This is a genomic window from Phaeodactylibacter sp., from assembly GCF_040219495.1.
Lineage (GTDB): Bacteria > Bacteroidota > Bacteroidia > Chitinophagales > Saprospiraceae > Phaeodactylibacter.
The window spans coordinates 1-19,065 of record NZ_JAVJSK010000016.1; the positions used below are offsets into that span (position 1 = coordinate 1).

Sequence of the window (19,065 nt, forward strand, 5' to 3'; positions counted from 1 at the left end):
ACTTCGGCTGATAACCAAAGCCTTGTGAACAGTGACGTCATGAAAAAATACTTATTTGACCCGCCAAACGCGCATTTTTTCATTTAGTCATAACCACAACTCTTTGATTATCAACTCTCGTTTGCTCCAAACATACACTTAGAATGAAGCCCGAAACCCCTCCAAAAAGCACTCCGGTAATGGCTGCGTAAAAAACCGCAACAATCAAAGCAAAAGGAGAATAAACATTAATAGTATCCTTGACGGCAAGATCAAAGTAGTTGACCAGCCAAAATAAAAACAATGAGCTTATAATACGGCCAATTACACTACTGACAAAACCTATGAATATTCCAGTACGAATCTTTGTATTGCCAGGATCGTCCTTGAAGTATCTCCTGATGCCTCGAAAAATAAAAAACCAATGCAATCCAAAGACAATGATGTAGCCAACTACATCCTGAAACAGGAATAAAAGAAAGGACCCCGATAGAAGTGCCTGCGTCCTCAGGACATAGTAAATCACAGATACGGCTGCGAGTTTTAGGGCAGTGGGGAAAATAACTTTCCGCTTTTTTTGTCTTTCAGCATATGACGATGTATTCATTGGCTTTCTTTTTTTGGGTTTTAGGAAATCCTATTTTATTACTCCGGGCTGTAGTACAAGCTCGATTGATCCAATTGGACTAGCGTCATAGTGGGACGCCCGGGATCTTCGTGTGTAAATACGTCTCGGAGGCCATCATCCGTAAATTGAGGCTTGATATTGTACCCCACAGTTAGCAGGTCTGTACCAACCTCTCTCCTGGTGGATTCGTCGTAAGTCCTAACCCAAACTCTCGTAGGCTCTTTAGGGTGAACTAAAACTTCAAACTGAAGGTCCTGTGGTTCATTGCCATAACTCAGCATATTTGGCAGAGGCATGAAAACAAACTCTTTGCCCCCATCAGTTAAACTGCGGTAACCGGTTCGAATGAACTTACTCCGATCCAAAAAATTAGTGACACAACCCGGCGTTTGACAATTGTAAAATTCAGCTATATAATCCGCAACAGATATTTGGGAGGTTTCTCCTTCCTGTAATTGCTTGGCCCAGGACAGTCCTGCTGTACCCTCTTCATGAGGCAACCTGATACTGGTGACATAGAAGTCTATTCCCACAAAGCCATCAGCAACAAACGGTAATTCGGTCATAACATGGAAAGCTAGCGAAGTGCCGCGATTTTTTGTAGTGAAATAGCGTACATCCTCAAATTTCTGCTGGACCTGATATTGATAGTTTAGGTAGGCATGTTCTTTTATATCTTTTCTCACACTTGACGTCAAGCGCAAAATAGGATAACGCTCAGTGCCTGCCTCGGTCTCGGTCAGCGCATTTAACTGGGCTTCGTGCGTGTCTTCCTGCTCGTTCAGGATCATAATATGATTAAACTTACCATCTTCTGGCCCTGCGTTTTCGATAAAGACAAGAATTTGCCCGGTTTCACCACAGGATTCACTAGCGCTCAAATACACCTGGAGTGAAGCATCTTCCCGGACGACTTTCTTAGCGGCCAGAAAGTCAAGGAAAAACACAAGCTTATCCCCAGTTAGCTTTTCAAAACCTTCAAGGTTAAGGTCTTGTATGAGCTTTTCATGGCTACTGCTCCCTTCCTTCACGATTAGTTCCATCTCCTGTGCATTGAATACCCGCTGGGGGCAATCCTGAAAGCAGGAGGTTAGCAGCAAGGTCATTGCTATGCAAATGACAATGGGAAATAGGTATTTCATTCGATATCGTTTTTGATCATTAGATTTTATTAATGTAGGTTTTGTACAGACCATGGATTAGGATTTTTTGCCAGATCAAAGAACGCCCGGAACCTCGTAGCCTTAGCTACGAAGGTGAGGACGTGATGCAGAGCTGGCGAAAAAGGCAATTCAGGGGCATACAAAATTTACTTTAATAAAATCTATTAATACATTGGAAACCCAGTACCTATGGAGTCGCGTCTTCTGAATCCGCTTTGTAAAAGTGGCTAGCCAGCAACAGATAGGGCACCATCGCCAGCAGATGCATAACAGTCCAGCTGGGCAGTACATTTACTACAGCATGCACCAGCAGGTAGAACATATGTATGGGGATAAAAAACATAGTACTCAGGGCGATTCTTTTGAGCGGAAAATCATAACGATTGTTAACGTTCAATAGCCTTATTCCTGCTATCCAAAGGAAAATTACGGTCAGCAAAAAAGAATAGAAGACAAATTTCGAGACAAAGATCAAGCTGTCCAGCTCCTCTGTACTAGATTCATAGCTGTCAAAGAGGACACCAAAAACAACATTAACCAAAAATTCACCAGTCGTCCTTAAAATTCTATCATCCCAACCATTAAACAACGTGTATACCAGAAGAGGTACGAAGGCCGCATAACCAGCAAATACCCAGTTGACAAACTTGGCAGTGGTACGGTCGTTTAATTGAATGAAAAACTGCTTGAAATACCACCAGATCAAGAAGGGAAGACCTGCATTCAGAATAATACCTAATTGCTCCCTTAACATGAATTCGCTAAATAATATATTAGCTATTGCATAACACAAAGTCAAGATTGCTGCCGGCTTGTAGTTTACCTCTGCAACATCTTCGACTACATCGTATCCAATTTTGTCCGATGGAATTTTCGGTGGAGCCACCTCAATAAGATCACTTAGCTCCTCATATTCGTACGCTTTTCTCCAGCTTTCGTCTCCTACCCTCCACACAAGAGTTGTTTCGTAGATGTGAACCAGTCTAAGGGCCTCCAAATCGAAGGGGCCATCTTTTACTCCGTTTTTATAGACAAAATACTTAGCCATACTGGGTTTTTTATTGGTGTTCAATTTTTATTGATCCGCTATTGCATTAGCACTGTAGGCCTAACTAAAGCACCTGTTTTACTAGAAAACCAGGGAAGAATAAGATATGGCAACTGAGGTAGCCTCCTGGCGTTAATGAACCGCCCTCCTCAAACAAATTCAGAAGTTTCCTCTTCTAAATTAGGATCTGCACCGGGGGCACTTTTCCGAAAGATCCAACTCACCAACCGAAACAGGCCATACTCTCCAACCGGGATTAAAAAATAGGGAAAAACCGTCCAAAAGGCATCCCAATAGGCTCTCCGGAAGAAAACCCAATAATAGGATTTTGCCGCTTCCGGCATTTGGCGAAGCAGGTCTTCATCTGGGTCTGAAAAGTTGTTTTCTTTTGCCATCTGCTGCACCCCTTCCACGGTATCCGGATAACCCAGCTCATTGGCTATCATTCTCGTATAATGATACGTTACGTAACCAAATACACGGTTCAGATAGTAAGACTCCGTAGACTCCACCTCTTGTACAAACTTATAAATTTCATCCTCCAACGCAGAAAAAGTATTCAGCTGGTGTACCATGCTATCAATAGCAGGGAGCGCCTTCTCCCCGGATCTCATAAATGTTTCAGCAGAAAAGTCAACCAGGTTATCAACTTTTGATTGGAAGCTGTACACCGCACCAAATAAACCGAAAAGTGCGGCGAAACAGGCGGGTATGTACAAATAATTCAACTTCGCGATAAAGGTCCAAAGGGAATTAGGCCGGATGAAAGCCTTGCGGTCTTTAAAGAAAAGCATAACTAAAACCCCAACAATCAGACCTACTGCTCCCACTACAATTGCCGAGTAAAACATATCGTAGTAGATGCCCACAATCGAATAAGAGGCGCCTTCTTTTATAATACCATTTTCCATAGGGTTGGTGTTTTTGACTTTGTACTCATCTATCCCAGCAAGGGCTCTTCCGAAGGAGATACTTATGCCGGGTTATTTAGGAATAATAACCGTTACTAAACCTGGCACTTTAGAGCGGGCATTCGTCCTTCTTTAAACCTTTTGCAGAGATCAGAATAACCTAATTATTACTTAATTCTGCTGATACTCATGGTATAATAAGGAACCTGCTGATCAAATTTAATGCGCTCCACCGTTTTGCGAGTCTCCTGTTGAGCCTGATTGAAGATCATAGCCCAATTCGGTTTCATCTCATTGGTTGTATTGCTTTGCAACGCATCAAAAAATGCCTGGGTAAAATAGCTGCCATTTGGACCAATGTAAGCTTCCTGCCCATACCTCGAAGCGGTACCAATGATTTCACCCCGAAAAGATTGAAACAGAAAAGCCAGGTTAGCCCGCTGCTGTTTTGAGGGTATGTTCCTGATGTCCGATCGGTCATGATACTGCTGAGGGGGAGGTCCGTTGCAGCAATCTGTAAGCAGTATGGCCAGCCTGGACTGCTTATCTCTTACCGCTTGTATTACTTCCTGAATATGCAGCCCCCCGTATATCTGAAGATAGGGAAGATTATCTTTTTCCTGGCAGTAGCCATGACCGGAATAGTAGAAAAAAATAATATCTGCTTTGTCTGGTATCTTATTCAATTCGCCTAACACTACATCACGCTCAAACTGGTCTTCTGTGGAAAGCATGGTGGTTTCTAATTCCAGCTGCAGGGTGTTGCAAATAAATCTAAGTTCATTGTACACCCGGTCCAGGTCTTGCTGCACACCACCACCGATACCTCCACTTTTACTCAAATCTCCTACGAGTACAGCGTGAATGGTTTGGCTTTCAGCAGGAATAAAAATGCCTGTGATACCAATCAATACTATCCATAAACGGGTCTTAAGAAAGTTCATCACGCAATGCTTTTGCCTTTTTATAATATGGATTATTGGTATTGTCAGAGGCTAAAATAGCATCAAGTTGCTCAATGGAAAGGGCGTAATTGCCTTGCTGCACATAAGCCAGCGAAAGGTAGTAACGCGCCAGGTTGCGCCTGGCTATAAACAGCCCACTATCCTCGGTTAGGGGCACTAATGTCTCAACCGCCGCTTCTACCATGCCCTGTTCCAGGTAAGCTATACCCAGATAGACGTTGTAAAAAGGGGGGCACTCCTGACGGGAAAGGCAACGATTCAGCGCTTCAGATGCCCTCTTGTAATCGCCCTGATTATAAGCAGCTACCCAGCCGTTTTTACGGTCGACCTCCGCCCCTTTTGAACCTGAAACCACTTCTGTGCTCAAAGGCTCAAAATGTGCCGCATAAATTGCAGTGCCCTGAGCTGGCTTTTGCATCCACCAAAAACCAATAGCTAACAAGATGACTGCTGCAGCGGCAGCAATCCTGGGCCACATAGCTATGACTCTTCCTTTATGCTGTTGAGGGATTTTACCCTCTCTGACCAGTTCATCGTGAACGCTATCCAGCTCTTCCCGGAGTGCTTCCTGTGCCACGGCTCTGGCAACACCTTGCTTTATGATATTTTCTAATTCATTTTTCATCATTAAATCGTCTTTAGTCGGGTTTTTTACTGATCAAAAAGCTGAAGCAGGACCGGGTCTTTTCGACAGATAGCCCTCAGCTTTTTCATACACTTAGCTTTTTTTGACTTGGCAGAGTCTGATCCGCTGAACCCCATATCATCAGCGATTTCCTCCATAGACCATCCCCTGTAAAAATTGATAATAACTTTGCGGCAAACCTGAAAGGCTTCCTGAGCCAGAAGCTCTACAACTCTCCGAATAGCATTTTCCCGCTCGTCTCCCTGAACCTCCTCTTCCGGAGCATCAGGTACTTCACTGCTGGTCACATTTATTTTCCGCTTTTGATCCAATTGCTTCAGCCACAGCCGCTTCGCCACCCCTAACAGATATCCTTCTGCAGGAACAGTCAGCTTAAATACGGGGTCTGCAATTTTCCTTTCAAAAACCTCCCAGGCTTTATGAAGCATATCCTTGGCGTCATGCTCATGCCCACTATTGGCAGAAACGTGCCTTAGGATAGCCAAATAAGCAGGCTCATATATCGCCTTCACAGCTGCTCTTCTCACTTTTGGGTCTTCTGACCTCAGTTGATCCAGTTGATCCATTTTCACTTGTACTTTGAGTCCATATCAGGAGAGGTTGCCCGGGCCGGATTATGCTGCTTGTAAGGCTATTCCATGACTTCAGGTTTTCAACCGAGACCTGATTGACCTGAGCAATTTTCCATAGAGTATCTCCATCCTTTACTTCATACACCCTGGTTTGAGCCATCGCAAAAGACGCAGTGGAGGATGCTTCAGAAGACAGCCAGGCAAACTGCGGATTTTGACGTCTGTTGACTTCCAGTGTCATCTTTGAAGTCACTTCGTTCACCTCTGTCATGAGGTCATCCCAGGTCATGCGCTTTCCTTGGGACACTTTAAACAGTGACCAGCAAAATGCCGCAGTGTAATAGCCTCCCAAGTCATCTTCATAGTAGGCATATTCACCACTTTTGCTGCTGCTGCATATTAAGTTCCCTTCCGACTCCAGGAACAGTTGTTTCAGCTCTTCACCAGCCGCCGATATTTGAAACCGCTCTTGCCTGCGGGGTGACTTTGGAATAAAGCGGGGACCTATATTGCAGCAATCAGCCATACTTATCAATAGTCGGGGGTTCTTTTGCTTTATTATGGCATTAAAATACATAAGTCCTGCCTTTTTTTCAGGATCATTGATCAAAAATCTGGGCCAATGGGAGAAACCACTACTGGCACCATGCCCACTATAGTGAAAAATCACAATATCATCTGTACCGCAATTCACCCCGCGCACCAGATCTTCTGCCTCTTCTAGAGAAGGAGACGCAGCCACAACTTTGCTAACCTTTAAGGGGATTTCCAGAGACTCGGCGATTCCACCAAGCTGCTTCTGCATTCTTTCTACATTTACCTTTACAGCTGGCCGGATAGCAGCATCAGCAGTATCAGCAAGCAGGATTAGGTGAAGCACCTGGCCTTTTCCAACAAACGCCCCCAGCCCAAAAATCAAAATCAGTACTGTTCTCATTGGATTATACTTTGTTTTAAATGCCTGCCGGAACGAATCCCGACAGGCGGCTTTCTGGGGTATATTATTCAATTAGTTTCCAAACGCACTGCCCATATTGCGCATATCAATGCTCCTTTCAGGGGTGTTGTGAACGGTTGAACCAGTATCATTTTCCGGATCCCGGCTAAGGTTCATGTCCCATTTGGGGTTTTGGGGGGACTTATTGATGCTTTGGCACATTCTATTGGTCTTCCCCTTCATCTCTCTCAGTACTTTCGTCCAAAGCGTACGTGGTGTATCCTGTGGGGTAAATTCGACCTGATTAATCGCCCGGGCCAGGGAAGTGGTGGCAAAACCACCTGTCTGTGGACTTCCCCAGGAATACGCTGCATCTGAAGCACTGGAGATCAGAATATCGCCACTTGCTTTTTTGAAAAGCATCGTTAGTTGATTGCCAGGCATACTGCTTGTTCTAGACCATGCCTCTTCAGTAGCACCAATATTACAGGCGTCGTACATGGTGATGTTAAGCCGTGCTCCACAGCGCATAAGCAGTTCATGAACTTCCGTCTGAGCGTAGCGGGAGGAGCCATCTGTGTACTGAGGCCAACCATTGCCGGAATTGGCGCCATGGCCAGAATAGTGGAACCAAACCACATCGTCCTGTCCGGCACGGAAGCTGGTCAGAAACCCAGCTACCCGGCTGTCCCGGCGGTCAAATTCATGCACGCGGACTTCCATATTGGTGATCTGCGCGATGTTGTTGACCTGTGCTTTCATCAGGGTGGCATCGGCGGTAGCCCCTATGTTTTGGTCTTCTGTTTCATAGACCATGATTAAATGGATGGTGGCTGCATCAATAGCGGCTACAGAAAAAATCATTAGGGCCAGTGCGAAGAGATATCTTTTACTCATCATCATTGTCAAGGTTTAGTGGTTATTGGAATTGGTTAATTGTCCGGTGGTCAGGCTACCGGGAAAGATTTTATTGCCCAGCGTGGTCAGGTTATCGTGCCCGGGGTCTACGTCTTCGGTAAAGACAACCAGCCCATCTGGTGCATAAATTTTTAGTAAATCACAATTGGTCGCAACGAGGACGTGGTATAGCGCTCCATTGTACCGGAGTTCAAAACCAAGCCTTGGGGCAAACTCGCAGCGCTTCTGAGCGTCTGAAGTGTCGTAAATGGCCGGATTACTTAGCGTTTGTGTGATGGCAGAGCACTGTGCGGTATTCAGGGTATCTACACATTGTGCCACTTTAAAGCCAAGCAAGCCGGTATCGGTGGTATCGCTCATCCATTCTACCAACAGGTAAGCTTTGCCGACTTCTCCTTCCTGCAGCATACTTGCCAGCTCAGGGGCCATCAGGCTGTCCAGGTTTGGAGTAGTGTAAGTGTCCACTGGCGTTTCTACTGTAGCTCCTTCCACTGGGGTAGGGAGCTGAGTGGGATTGTCCCGGCCTGAAACCTGCGCGAATGCATGAAGAGCAAACAAGCAGGACAGTACGGTGAAGCTAATCGTTTTCATAAGCATTGATTTTATTGGTTATGCCTGCTTTCCGGAAAAGGTAACCGGGTAACCGTAATTTTTTTTCTTTTTTATCTTTCCCTAGTGAGCCGGGGGTCTGGAGCGATCAACTGAAGCCCCCCTGAGGTATTCAAGTCAGCATGTAGTTGCAGGGATTGATAACGGGCGCCATCGTACACCCGAAGGGCAGCGGTATTGGGTGGGATATGCCCCAGGTTGTGGGCGGTCAGTACCAGAAGGTTGGGCCCCGGGCGGAGCTCGGCCCGGAAAGTGCGCTTGAATTTCCTGAGCTCGGTACGTTGGGTAATCCACTCCCCATTGAGGCTCAGGGAAATGGTATCTCCATCAAACTGCCGGTCGTCCCATATTTCGATGGTGACGGTAGTTGCGGCTACCCTCAGGGTTTCCTGTACGGCTACCGGCTGACCGTTGGGCGCCTCTGCGGGAGGCGCCTCGGCTGCAGGTTGTTTCCACACATAGAGCTGCCCCTCTTCATCGCCAGTGATAAGGTAATTTCCGTCCGGGCTAATGGTGACCGTCTTTACCGGGCGTTGGTGGCGGGAAAGGGTTTGTTGCAAATTCAGGTTAGGAAGGCTCCAGAGCAGGGCATCGTTGCCCCGGTTGGCGGTAAGCAGAAATTGCCCTTCCGGAGCAGCCGCAAATTCAGAGGCACCTTCCTCCGGGGTAACTTGCAAGCTGCGTTGCCGGACGCCAGCTTTCCACTGTTGTATTTCTCCTTTGTAGGTCCATGCCCAAATCTCCTCTTCCGGACCGGTTACGATTTCGCAGAACGGCGACCGGTCCTGCCATTGGCGCACAATCGCACCCGTTGAGGGATCCATACCAAACAACTGATTGTAGGCGGCAAAGTAAAGCAGCCCGTTGCTGCCCCAGGCGCCACAGGTGAGCCCGCCTTTGGTGTCGGTGTACCGCACCCGCGGCTCTCCGTCCTGCCAGCGGGCGGACAGCAATTGGGCGTTGTACCCTCCGTAGAATAACTCCTGCCCATCGGGAGAGAACAAGACGAAGGTCACCTCGTTCCCCTGCCAGTCGCCGTAAGCACCGATGCCGGGGTTTTCCAGTTCTTTCAGGAGGCGGCATTCCGGCAACGCCCAGATCCGCACTTTCCCATCGAAGCCTGCTGTAGCCAGCCACTCCTGATTGGGAGAAAAGGCTATACCGGATACTTTGCCATCATGGGCTTTCCAGCCCGCTACTGTCGTAAAGTCCTGGCCCTCCCAAAGATATACCTGCCCTGATTCATCACCGGAAGCAAGCAGGTTGGCTGTACCATCGAATGACAGGGTGGTGAGTGCCGACTCATGACCCTCAAGGGATTGCTGCCATTGAAAGCCGGATTGTGAGGACAATGAGAATGTTGCAAACAGAAGACTTAAGACAAAAGCAGATCGAAAAAGCATATTGTTCTTTATGCCAATATCCCGATACAGAGCATAAGGTAACCAGTTCCAGAAAGATATAAGAGTTTTCCTGTCGTGTACCCGCGTAATCAACTGCTCATTTGGACTGCTGGATCAGCTTAATACAGCGCGCTATGCTTAAAAAAATTGAGACCTGATGAACAAGTATTGCGGAGTCTCCAATGCAGTTGGAGGTTTACTTAAGGGGCAGCAAGCCTGAAGCCAAGGTTGTTCTGCCGGTAGTTCGGCCGGTCATAACTCCGGTTGTATACCTGACACTCATCGGCAGGAAGGTCCCAGGAGCCACCACGGATGACCCGGTAAGCGCCCTCGGGAGGCCCCTGAGGGTCAAGCCCGGACGAGTTGCCGTAAAAATCGCCACTCTACCCAGTCGGAACAACATTCCCAGACATTACCCGTCATATCAAAAAGGCCTAGTGCATTAGGCGCTTTTGTACCTCCGGGGAAGTCCGACAACATATTCTCCAGGTATTCCCGGGGCTTAATATAACGGCTGCCTTTTAGCCGAAGGTGATTCCACAATAATGAGCCCTCAAAGAGAAAATACCGGTTCAGGATTTCCTCCCGGAACAGCTGCCGGTCAGCAAGGGATAAAGAGGTATCCCCGTAGTTGCTCAGCATCTCAAAATAATTAGCCAGGTAACCAGCTATCGGGCCATTATTCTGAGCGCTACCTATTTTTGGTACAATGCAGGCAAAAGCATACACCAGAATTAAAGTAAAGCTTAGTTTCCCCCATTTCCCTACTCGCATAATTTTCACTTTACTTCAAATACCTTATCGCTAATTCCGCTATTGATTTTTATTTCCTTCACTTTTATGGTAAAGGGAGTCGGAGTTGCCACTTCACTTACAGATTCAAATGGGAATAAAATACCATTTACCTTTTGGTACTTTGAAAAAGTATTGGTTGTAACCACTTCTTCTCCATCTGCACCTTCCTGCCTACTGACCTGCCTTATTTTAAGCTGGGATTCTACTGCATAGTATTCAGTTAACATGTTACCGTTTGGTGGGGTAATGTGAACCTTGTAAGCCTGCTCCCCATTCACTTCCTCCACACCAGATAATTCGATTTGGTAATTACTGGAGGTATACGCTAATTCCGGGAAAATGAGTGCCTCAGCCTTCATGGCCTCCGCTTCCGCTCCTTTGATCCTTTCTTTCTGCCCCATCGCATTGACAACGCCCTTTTCCCCATCAAATCGGGTTTCGTTCATCACATTGCCATTCATTTTAACCGTCATGACCATTTTGCCAGGCACCTTTTGCAGGAGAGCCATGTCCAGCTCCATCCCCTGAATGGTCGTGCTCATCGTCTTACTGATATCCTTTACGCTTTCCAGCCTGGCCCTGCCACCTATTGCGTCCAAATAATGCTCAATTACTCTGACACCAGTGATTTCATCCGCTGCAGGGCTCGGAGTTGGCTTAGGCTCTGTCCTCGTTGGAGGAGGAGCTCCGTCTTGCCGCTCCGGCTCGGGCTCAACCGAGGCAGATGGTTCCGGCCCGGCTTTGTCGATGCTCTTTATCCGTGCTGAAATACTGCTCGTGCTGTACTGCTGTACTGCAAGGACCATGCTCAGTTCGTTGGTGATAGCTCGCCCACTGACGGGACGGGCGGAAACCCTCAGCCGGACTACCGTTTTTAGCCCATTTACATCAGGTTCAATAGCACCTACCTCTAAAATCTTATGCGTAAATGAAATACCGCGTGGGAAATCGGTCAGTATATTGTCAAGGTACTCCCGGGGTTGGATATAGCGGCTGCCCTGCGGGCGCAGGTCGTTCCAGACCAAAGAGCCCTCGAAGAGAAAATACTGGGTCAGGATTTCCTCCCGGAACAGCTGCCGGTCGGAAAGGGGAAGAGATGCATCTCCGTAATTGTTCAGCATCTCATAGTAATTGCCCAGGTAGTCGGCTACCGGGCTGCGCTGCGCGCTGCTGCTACCGGAGAATGCCGTGCCGAACAGGATGTGCAGCAAAAGGCCCTTTAGGTAATACTTCGTTTTCATATTAAGATTATTGCTATGTTCTTGACCGCCTTAACTCCAGGTATAAAGGACAGTGCGCAAATTTTTTAAAATCGAGGCGGCTGCCTAATGGCCGCTTACTGCGCCGCTGCCCATTTAGGAGGGCCTTCTCTCCTTCGCTCCCTTTTTTTAGCTCAACCCTTTCTACGTGAACTAGGGGGCGGAGGCCAAACGGAAGCCCAAATAGTTGAAGCGATTGCCCAGGCTGCTGCTGCCTCGATTCGAGGCCCGGCAGTCCCCGGCGCGGTCGTTCCAGCTACCGCCGCGGCGCACACGGCGAGAACCCGAAGAAGGACCTTTGGGATTTTGTAAGGGCAAATTGCTATAATATTTGCCCTTATACCAGTCCGCACACCATTCGAAAACATTACCGGTCATATCGAATAGCCCAAGCTCATTAGCATATTTGCCACCTACCGGGTGCGTTTTACGACCGCTATTATCACCATACCAGCCAACACTGTCCAAATCACTGCTTCCCGAATATTGGTAACCCCGGCTGCGGCTGCCGCCACGGGCCGCGTATTCCCATTCCGCCTCTGTAGGCAGGCGGTAACTGCCGCCCGTCATCTGGTTTAGCTTGCGGATGAATTCCTGTACTTCTTCCCACGACACATAATACATTGGATAATTTGGACCAACACCCCGCAAATCCATGTTTTCATTCACTTTATCACGCTGTTGATATATACTTGTCCCCATCACCGCCCACCACTGTGCTTGCGTCACCTCGTACTTCCCTACCCGGAATCCCCCTAACTCTACACGATGCGCTGGTTCTTCATTGCGATCACAATTGCTCTGGCCCGAGAAGCACCCCATCGTAAAACTGCCGCCTTCCACACGCACCATACTGCGCTCCAAATCCAGTATCACTGAAGGAATAGACGGTTTGCGCAATTCCTCCAATTTGCGGCGTGCCTCCATAGCATGCGCGCCTTCAGGGTAGTCACTAAGGAATAATTCGTAGGAATCTTCGCTGCCGACACGCTCCGCTTCGGACCACGCTGCATTTTCTCGTAAATTATCAAGACGGATCTGAGCCGTGGTCGAATTCTCACCGGATGGGTATTCTTCCAAGTAACCCTCATAGCCGGGTATATCATCCAGACGCTCCGCCTCTGACCACGCCAGCGAATCTCGTAATTCTTCCAGGCGGCTTTGAGCGATTGCCGTATTTATTCCGTCTGGATGTTTTTGAAGGTATGCCTCGTAACCAGATATATTATCTCTACCCACTGCGGAAGCCCACGCCAATAACTCTACTTCTTCTTCTGAGGGGCCTTTTTCTGGCTCATTAGTCACGGGAGCAGAACCGGACGGGGCTTTATCAATACTTTTGATACGTGCTGAAATGCTGCTCTTACTGTACATCTGCACCGCCAGAACTATGCTTAAATCGTTGGTGATAGGCTGCCCGCCGGCAGGGATTACGGTAACCCGTAGCCGAACTACTGTTTTCAGTCCGTTTTCCGAGGGTTGCAAGTCACCGAACCAAAGCAGTGAATCGGAGAAAGTAATACCCTCCGGAAAGTCAGTCAGGATATTATCGAGATATTCCCGCGGCTTGATGTAACGGCTGCCCTTTGGGCGCAGGTCGTTCCAGACTAAAGACTCTTCGAAGAGAAAGTACTGGACCAGAATTTCTTCCCGCAACAGCTGCCGGTCAGAATCGGGTAAAGAAGCATCCCCATAGTTATTCAACATCTCATAATAATTAGCCAGATAATCGGCTATCGGGCTACGCTGCGCAATGGCACTGCCTGACAGAGCGGTACTTAGCAGAAAAGCCAACAGCAGTTTTTTGAGGTAATGCTTGGTTTTCATATTTCGATTATTGCTAAAATTATTACCCGCTGTAGCCCAAGGGGCGAAAGGCCAGCACATAATTTTTTTCCCGAGGCGGCTTCGCCGCTATACATCACACGATCGCTCCCTCTATCAGGCCCTCCCTAATGGGGGCTTGCTGCGCCGCTGCCCATTTAGGAGGGCCTTCGGTCTTTCGCTCCCTTTTTTTGCTCAACCCTTTCTGCTTAACTGTTGAGCGTGGCAGCAGCTGGGCTGAACAGTGATTTGTGGCATCTTTTTGACCAGCTCTTCGTTGGTGAACCCCTCATGTAGCTCCACGAAGAAAGGGGATTTCAAGGGGACCCTTTCTGAAGTTAATCGGGAACCACCGCCTCAATCTGACCAAAAATCTGCGGACAACTCACTGCCCCTCCCAGCTACTCCCACGCTCAGGGGGCAGCGGCCAGACGAAAGCCCAAATAGTTGAGGCGATAGTCTGGGCTGTCGTCGTACCGATTCGAGGCCCGGCAGTACCTGGCGCCGTAGATCCAGCTACCGCCGCGGCGCACGCGGTTGGCGCCCGTACCAGGGCCTTTCGGGTTGCGGCCCGGCGTGCTGCTGTAATAATCACTGTCGTACCAGTCCGAGCACCATTCGTAGACATTGCCGCTCATATCGTACAGCCCCAGCTCATTTGGCGATTTTTGACCAACCGGGTGCGTCTCGCTTCCGCTATTGTCAGTATACCAGCCCACGCTGCCCAGGTTATTGCTGCCTGAATATTTGTAGCCCCGGCTGCGGTTGCCTCCGCGCGCAGCATACTCCCATTCCGCTTCCGTGGGCAAGCGGTAACTGCCGCCCGTCATCTGGTTTAGCTTGCGGATAAATTCCTGGGTATCCTCCCAACTTACAGTTTCCACAGGGCAGGAGGAGCAGCCGCTAAAATAACTTGGGTTATTCCCCATCACCGCCTCCCATTGCCCCTGCGTCACCTCGTATTTGCCTACGCGGTAGCTGCTCAGCTCTACCCAGTGGACAGGCTTCTCACGCTTACTACAATCACTCTCCTGTTCAGCAGTACAGCCCATCATAAAGCTGCCGCCTTTTATTTCGACCATATTCCGCTCCAGCTCCTGTATAGGGGCGGGGAGATTGGACGGGGGCTTTGAGGGCTCCTCTTCTATGGTTATTGGAGCCATTTCCTCCTTGCCAGGCTCCTGCTCAGTGGGTTGATCTGAGTTTTGCCCCCACCAAATGCCTCCACCCACTACAATAGCGGCGAATATTATCCCCAGCCATAGTGGGGTACGGTTGGAGGAGGTGGGCTTTTGGGGTGCTGATTTGGGCGGTGACTTTTGAGTTTCAAGCGGGGTCTTTGGTTTTGGCCGTGGTGTTTTTACTTTAGGTATTTCCTGCTCAGGCTTCTCAATCAGCGTTTCATCGCTATGGCCTGGGGGTGGGTTCTCTGTGGGAAAGTCCTCCACCCGCTCATACAGCACCCGTTTTTGCGGTTCCTTTTTCAGGCAAGCCGATAGCCCGCCACGCCACGCTGCAGGGACGCTGGACATATTCAGCTCCTCCTGTATGATCTTGGTCTGTATGGCATAGCTCGACTCTGTGGTCACATCATAAGGCGGCTCCCCCGTCAGCAGATGGTAAAACGTCACGCCCAGAGAGTAATAGTCCGTAGCCCTCGTCACCCGCTTGGGGTCTTTGATCTGCTCCGGGCTCATGTAGAGCACCGTGCCCATCTGCTGCCCGGTCATCGTCTGTACGAGTTGGTCACCGGCTTTTGCAATGCCGAAGTCCAGGAGCTTTAATGTGCCTCCATCGGTGAGGAAGAAATTAGACGGCTTCACATCCCGGTGGATGACGCCTTCGCTATGCGCGTACTGCAGCGCACTTGTAGCCTGTTCCCATAGCCGGGCTGCCATATCCGGAGGCAGCGCCCCATTTCCTTTTAGGTACGCCCCCAGATCCTGACCGGAAAGGTACTCCATGAGGATAACTGGTAAGCTTTCGTGCTCGGTAATGTCCAAGACCCGACGGATATTTGGATGCGCAAGCTTCGCCATCACTTGCGCTTCTTGTCTAAAACGCAACCGCAGCCCCTCCACCCTGCCCAGCTCGGGCTTCAGCACTTTGACCGCTGCCGGAAAGCCCAGATTGTTCTCCGCATAGTAGACCTCTGCCATGCCACCTGCGCCAAGCTTACTTTTGACTTCGTACCCGTTGATGTTGATGCCTTTCATCCTGAAATTTTTTAAAATCGAGGCGGCTGCGCCGCCTTCTGCCGCTCTGTCCCTCCGGCTCCTCCCTAATGGGCGCTTGCTTCGCCGCTGCCCATTTAGGAGGGCCTTCGCTCTTTCGCTCCCTTTTTTTTGCTCAACCCCGACTGCTTAACAGTTGAGCGTGGCAGAAGCTAGGCTGACCAATGATCTGTGGCATCTTTTTGACCAGCTTTTCGTTGGTGAACCCCTCATGTAGCGCTGCTATAATCGGGAACCACCGCCTCAATCTGGCCAAAAACCTGCGGACAGCTCAATGCCCCTCCCATATCCTCCCACGCTCTAGGGGGCGGCGGCCAAACGGAAGCCCAAATAGCTGCCGCGATCGTCTGGGCCGTAGTCGTGCCGATCCGAGGCCCGGCAGATCCCGGCGCTGTTGTTCCAGCCGCCCCCGCGGATCACGCGGTAAGAGCCCCTACCAGGGCCTTTCGGGTTACGACCCGGCGTGCTGCTGTAATAATCACTGTCGTACCAGTCCGAGCACCATTCCCAGACATTGCCGCTCATATCGTATAGCCCCAGTTCATTTGGCGATTTTTTTCCCACCGGGTGCGGCTTACTTCCGCTATTGTCACGATACCAACCTACGCTGCCCAGGTTATTGCTGCCTGAGTATTTATAGCCCCGGCTACGACTGCCTCCGCGCGCAGCATACTCCCATTCCGCTTCTGTCGGCAGGCGGTAATTACCACCCGTCATACGGTTCAACTTAACGATAAAGTCCTGTACTTCCTCCCAGGAAACATAATACATCGGGTAATTAGACCCAACACCAAGTAACGGCCAGTCTTTATTCTCTTTGTCCCGCTGATTGGCTACGCTCGTGCCCATCACCGCCTCCCACTGCCCTTGCGTCACCTCATACTTCCCTATGCTATAACTGCTTAGCTCCACACGGTGCGCAGGCCTTTCATCGCCATCACAATTACTTTGCTCCGGGGTGCACCCCATGGTAAAGCTGCCGCCAGATACCCGCACCATGTTGCGCTCCAGTTCCTGTATAAGGGCGGGGAGGGCAGGCTTGCGCAGCTCCTCCAGCCGCCGCCGGGCTTCCGACGCATGAAGCCCATAGGGGTAGGCCGACAGGTAACCCTCATAGCCCGAGATCCGGTCGGCGCTCAAGGCCTGCTGCCATGCCCTGCTTTCCTGCTCCGCAGCCGTTGGGGCGGCGTCCTGCCGCGACGGCTCAACCGATGTAGAAGCGCCCGGACCAGCTTTATCGATGCTCTTTATCCGTGCTGAAATGGCATTGGCGCTGAATTCCTGTATCGTGAGTACCATTTGCAAGTCATTGTAAATCCTGGCTTGCCCAACGGGGCTGATTTCGGAGCGGAAGGTAACCACTGTTTTCAGGCTCCCCCCTTCGGGCAAAAGTGGCCCGATTTCCAAACCTGAATAGGCAAATGCAGCCCCCCGGGGAAAATCGGTCAGGATGTTGTCCAGGTATTCCTGCGGGCGGATGTATTGGCTGCCCTGCGGGCGCAGGTCGTTCCAAATCATGGAGCCCTCAAACAGGAAATACTGACTGAGCAGCTCCGAGCGGAACAGGCGGCGGTCTGACAGTAGCATGCTCGCATCGCCCAGGTTATTGAGCATCTCGTAGTAATTGGCGACGTAGTCGGCCACCGGGCTGCTTTGGGCAGCCCCGCCATTTGGCAGAGCGGCGCTCCATAGCAGCAAGAGTACTAAACGGTAAGTGTAGCAGATGGCCTTCATACGGTAAGGGTAACTCATAAGACTAAACATAAAGAACTGTATTTTCCTGGCTCAAAGGATAATCTGACGGCTCTTTGGGGCTCTTGTTGATTAGGGTGCCACCAACCGAAACCCCAGGTTTCCATAACGAACATTTGGTTTGCTACTCCGGCGGTTGGTAACCCTGCAGGACCGGTCATCATCACTCCAGCTGCCGCCACGGCGCACCCGGTATTTTCCGCCCGGTGCTCCACCAGGGTTTTGGGCGGGGCTGCCGGTATAATAATCAGCACTATACCAATCAGCACACCACTCCCATACATTACCGCTCATGTCATACAAATCCAGTTCGTTCGGGAGCTTACTACCCACCGGATTTGTTGCGCCTCCGCTATTGCCACCCAACCAGCCGACGCTTTCCGATTTATCTCCTCCGGCATAACGATAACCATAGGTAAGGCTTCCGCCTGCCGCCGCATACTCCCACTCCGCTTCTGTAGGCAGCCGGTACTGCCCTCCTGTGAGTTGGTTTAGCTTCCTGATGAATAGCTGAGCGTCCTCCCAGCTTACATAATACATGGGGTAGTGAGGCCCCTCTCCGCGTAGCGGATGCTTTATATTTCCCTTATCTCGTTGGTCAGCTATTGTTGTACCCATCACCGCCTCCCACTGTGCCTGAGTTACTTCGTACTTGCTGATACTAAATGCGTTCAGCGTGATCTGATGCAATGGCTTTTCATCGTCGTTGCAGCTACCTTCCTGAACAGAAGTACACCCCATCAGGAAGCTGCCACCGGATACCCGCACCATATTGAGCGCTAACTCCCGAATGGGCTCAGGTAAAGACCGGTCCGGAGCCGTGGGTTGTTGTTGCGTAGCCTGAAGCGGCTGAGTCGGCCTTTCACGGGTTTCATTTGCAGGGGGTGGATCACCTTCCGCCTGGTCAATGCTACTCATTCGCGCAGACAGACTACTTGGGTTGAATTGCCGTACTATCAAAACCATACGGAGCTCATCCGTGCCGACCGCTCTGCCTTCAGATCGGGCTGTAACTCTTACCTGCACAATACTCTTGAGCTGATTTTCGAATGGCTGTAAGCTGCCTACGTTCAAAAGCTGATGATCGAAGGTGATCCCTTTTGGGAAATCGGTCAGGATATTGTCCAGGTATTCCCGGGGCTTAATGTACTGTTTGCCATCCGGCCGGAGGTGGTTCCAAACCAGGGCCCCTTCAAACAGGAAATACTGGCTTAAGATTTCTTCCTGAAATAGCTTGCGGTCCGATAGCGGCATGCTGGCGTCCCCCAGATTGTTGAGCATCTCAAAATAGTTGGCTATATAGTTAGCTACCGGGTCGCTTTGTGCCGGCATGCTAAAGGGAATCAATACCCCGATCAAAATTATTAGACGCTTCATACTTAAATTTAAACGCAAAAGCCCCCGCAATACCGGATATGCCCT

General features: G+C 49.8%; 18 protein-coding genes. All 18 read right to left on the reverse strand.

Annotation, left to right across the window (positions count from 1 at the left end; translation table 11 throughout):
- Window positions 1-79 precede the first annotated feature (79 nt).
- The 18 genes from RIC19_RS02710 to RIC19_RS02795 all read right to left on the reverse strand — a co-directional run bounded on the left by RIC19_RS02710 (window position 80) and on the right by RIC19_RS02795 (window position 19,020).
- Window positions 80-586: a hypothetical protein gene (locus RIC19_RS02710; RefSeq protein ID WP_350176580.1), complete on the reverse strand. Its 507-nt coding sequence runs from the start codon at window positions 584-586 to the stop codon at window positions 80-82.
- Between the two features lie 38 nt (window positions 587-624).
- On the reverse strand, window positions 625-1,749 hold the full coding sequence (locus RIC19_RS02715) for a hypothetical protein (protein WP_350176582.1): 1,125 nt from the start codon (window positions 1,747-1,749) through the stop codon (window positions 625-627).
- A 208-nt stretch (window positions 1,750-1,957) separates the two neighbouring features.
- A complete protein-coding gene (locus RIC19_RS02720; RefSeq protein ID WP_350176584.1) occupies window positions 1,958-2,818 on the reverse strand; it encodes a DUF4339 domain-containing protein in 861 nt (286 codons plus the stop codon).
- A 149-nt stretch (window positions 2,819-2,967) separates the two neighbouring features.
- Complete coding sequence (locus tag RIC19_RS02725; RefSeq protein WP_350176585.1) at window positions 2,968-3,729, reverse strand: hypothetical protein; 762 nt, start codon at window positions 3,727-3,729, stop codon at window positions 2,968-2,970.
- A 167-nt stretch (window positions 3,730-3,896) separates the two neighbouring features.
- Complete coding sequence (locus tag RIC19_RS02730) at window positions 3,897-4,673, reverse strand: caspase family protein (RefSeq protein ID WP_350176587.1); 777 nt, start codon at window positions 4,671-4,673, stop codon at window positions 3,897-3,899.
- Window positions 4,660-5,319: a tetratricopeptide repeat protein gene (locus RIC19_RS02735; RefSeq protein WP_350176589.1), complete on the reverse strand. Its 660-nt coding sequence runs from the start codon at window positions 5,317-5,319 to the stop codon at window positions 4,660-4,662. The genes RIC19_RS02730 and RIC19_RS02735 overlap by 14 nt, the downstream gene beginning before the upstream one ends.
- Window positions 5,320-5,345: 26 nt before the next feature.
- Window positions 5,346-5,852 (reverse strand): RNA polymerase sigma factor, encoded by a 507-nt coding sequence (locus tag RIC19_RS02740; RefSeq protein WP_350176591.1) that lies wholly within the window; start codon window positions 5,850-5,852, stop codon window positions 5,346-5,348.
- Window positions 5,836-6,849: a LysM peptidoglycan-binding domain-containing protein gene (locus RIC19_RS02745; protein ID WP_350176593.1), complete on the reverse strand. Its 1,014-nt coding sequence runs from the start codon at window positions 6,847-6,849 to the stop codon at window positions 5,836-5,838. Before RIC19_RS02745 ends, RIC19_RS02740 begins: the two co-directional genes overlap by 17 nt.
- 72 nt (window positions 6,850-6,921) lie before the next feature.
- Window positions 6,922-7,746: a caspase family protein gene (locus tag RIC19_RS02750; protein WP_350176595.1), complete on the reverse strand. Its 825-nt coding sequence runs from the start codon at window positions 7,744-7,746 to the stop codon at window positions 6,922-6,924.
- A 15-nt stretch (window positions 7,747-7,761) separates the two neighbouring features.
- Window positions 7,762-8,358 (reverse strand): hypothetical protein, encoded by a 597-nt coding sequence (locus tag RIC19_RS02755; RefSeq protein WP_350176597.1) that lies wholly within the window; start codon window positions 8,356-8,358, stop codon window positions 7,762-7,764.
- A 71-nt stretch (window positions 8,359-8,429) separates the two neighbouring features.
- The gene (locus RIC19_RS02760; protein ID WP_350176599.1) at window positions 8,430-9,728 is read right to left on the reverse strand and encodes a WD40 repeat domain-containing protein; all 1,299 of its coding nucleotides are present in this window, start codon (window positions 9,726-9,728) and stop codon (window positions 8,430-8,432) included.
- Window positions 9,729-9,979: 251 nt separating this feature from the next.
- On the reverse strand, window positions 9,980-10,093 hold the full coding sequence (locus tag RIC19_RS02765; protein ID WP_350176735.1) for a hypothetical protein: 114 nt from the start codon (window positions 10,091-10,093) through the stop codon (window positions 9,980-9,982).
- Window positions 10,094-10,127: 34 nt separating this feature from the next.
- Window positions 10,128-10,553, reverse strand: coding sequence for an SUMF1/EgtB/PvdO family nonheme iron enzyme (locus RIC19_RS02770; protein ID WP_350176601.1), 426 nt, complete (start codon window positions 10,551-10,553; stop codon window positions 10,128-10,130).
- Window positions 10,554-10,558: 5 nt separating this feature from the next.
- The gene (locus RIC19_RS02775) at window positions 10,559-11,815 is read right to left on the reverse strand and encodes a hypothetical protein (RefSeq protein ID WP_350176603.1); all 1,257 of its coding nucleotides are present in this window, start codon (window positions 11,813-11,815) and stop codon (window positions 10,559-10,561) included.
- Window positions 11,816-11,986: 171 nt separating this feature from the next.
- On the reverse strand, window positions 11,987-13,660 hold the full coding sequence (locus tag RIC19_RS02780; protein ID WP_350176605.1) for an SUMF1/EgtB/PvdO family nonheme iron enzyme: 1,674 nt from the start codon (window positions 13,658-13,660) through the stop codon (window positions 11,987-11,989).
- Window positions 13,661-14,070: 410 nt separating this feature from the next.
- A complete protein-coding gene (locus tag RIC19_RS02785) occupies window positions 14,071-15,873 on the reverse strand; it encodes a bifunctional serine/threonine-protein kinase/formylglycine-generating enzyme family protein (protein WP_350176607.1) in 1,803 nt (600 codons plus the stop codon).
- A gap of 318 nt (window positions 15,874-16,191) precedes the next feature.
- Window positions 16,192-17,655: a formylglycine-generating enzyme family protein gene (locus RIC19_RS02790; protein WP_350176609.1), complete on the reverse strand. Its 1,464-nt coding sequence runs from the start codon at window positions 17,653-17,655 to the stop codon at window positions 16,192-16,194.
- Between the two features lie 60 nt (window positions 17,656-17,715).
- Entirely contained in the window at window positions 17,716-19,020 is a 1,305-nt protein-coding gene (locus RIC19_RS02795; RefSeq protein ID WP_350176611.1) for a formylglycine-generating enzyme family protein, read from the reverse strand.
- Window positions 19,021-19,065: the final 45 nt, after the last annotated feature.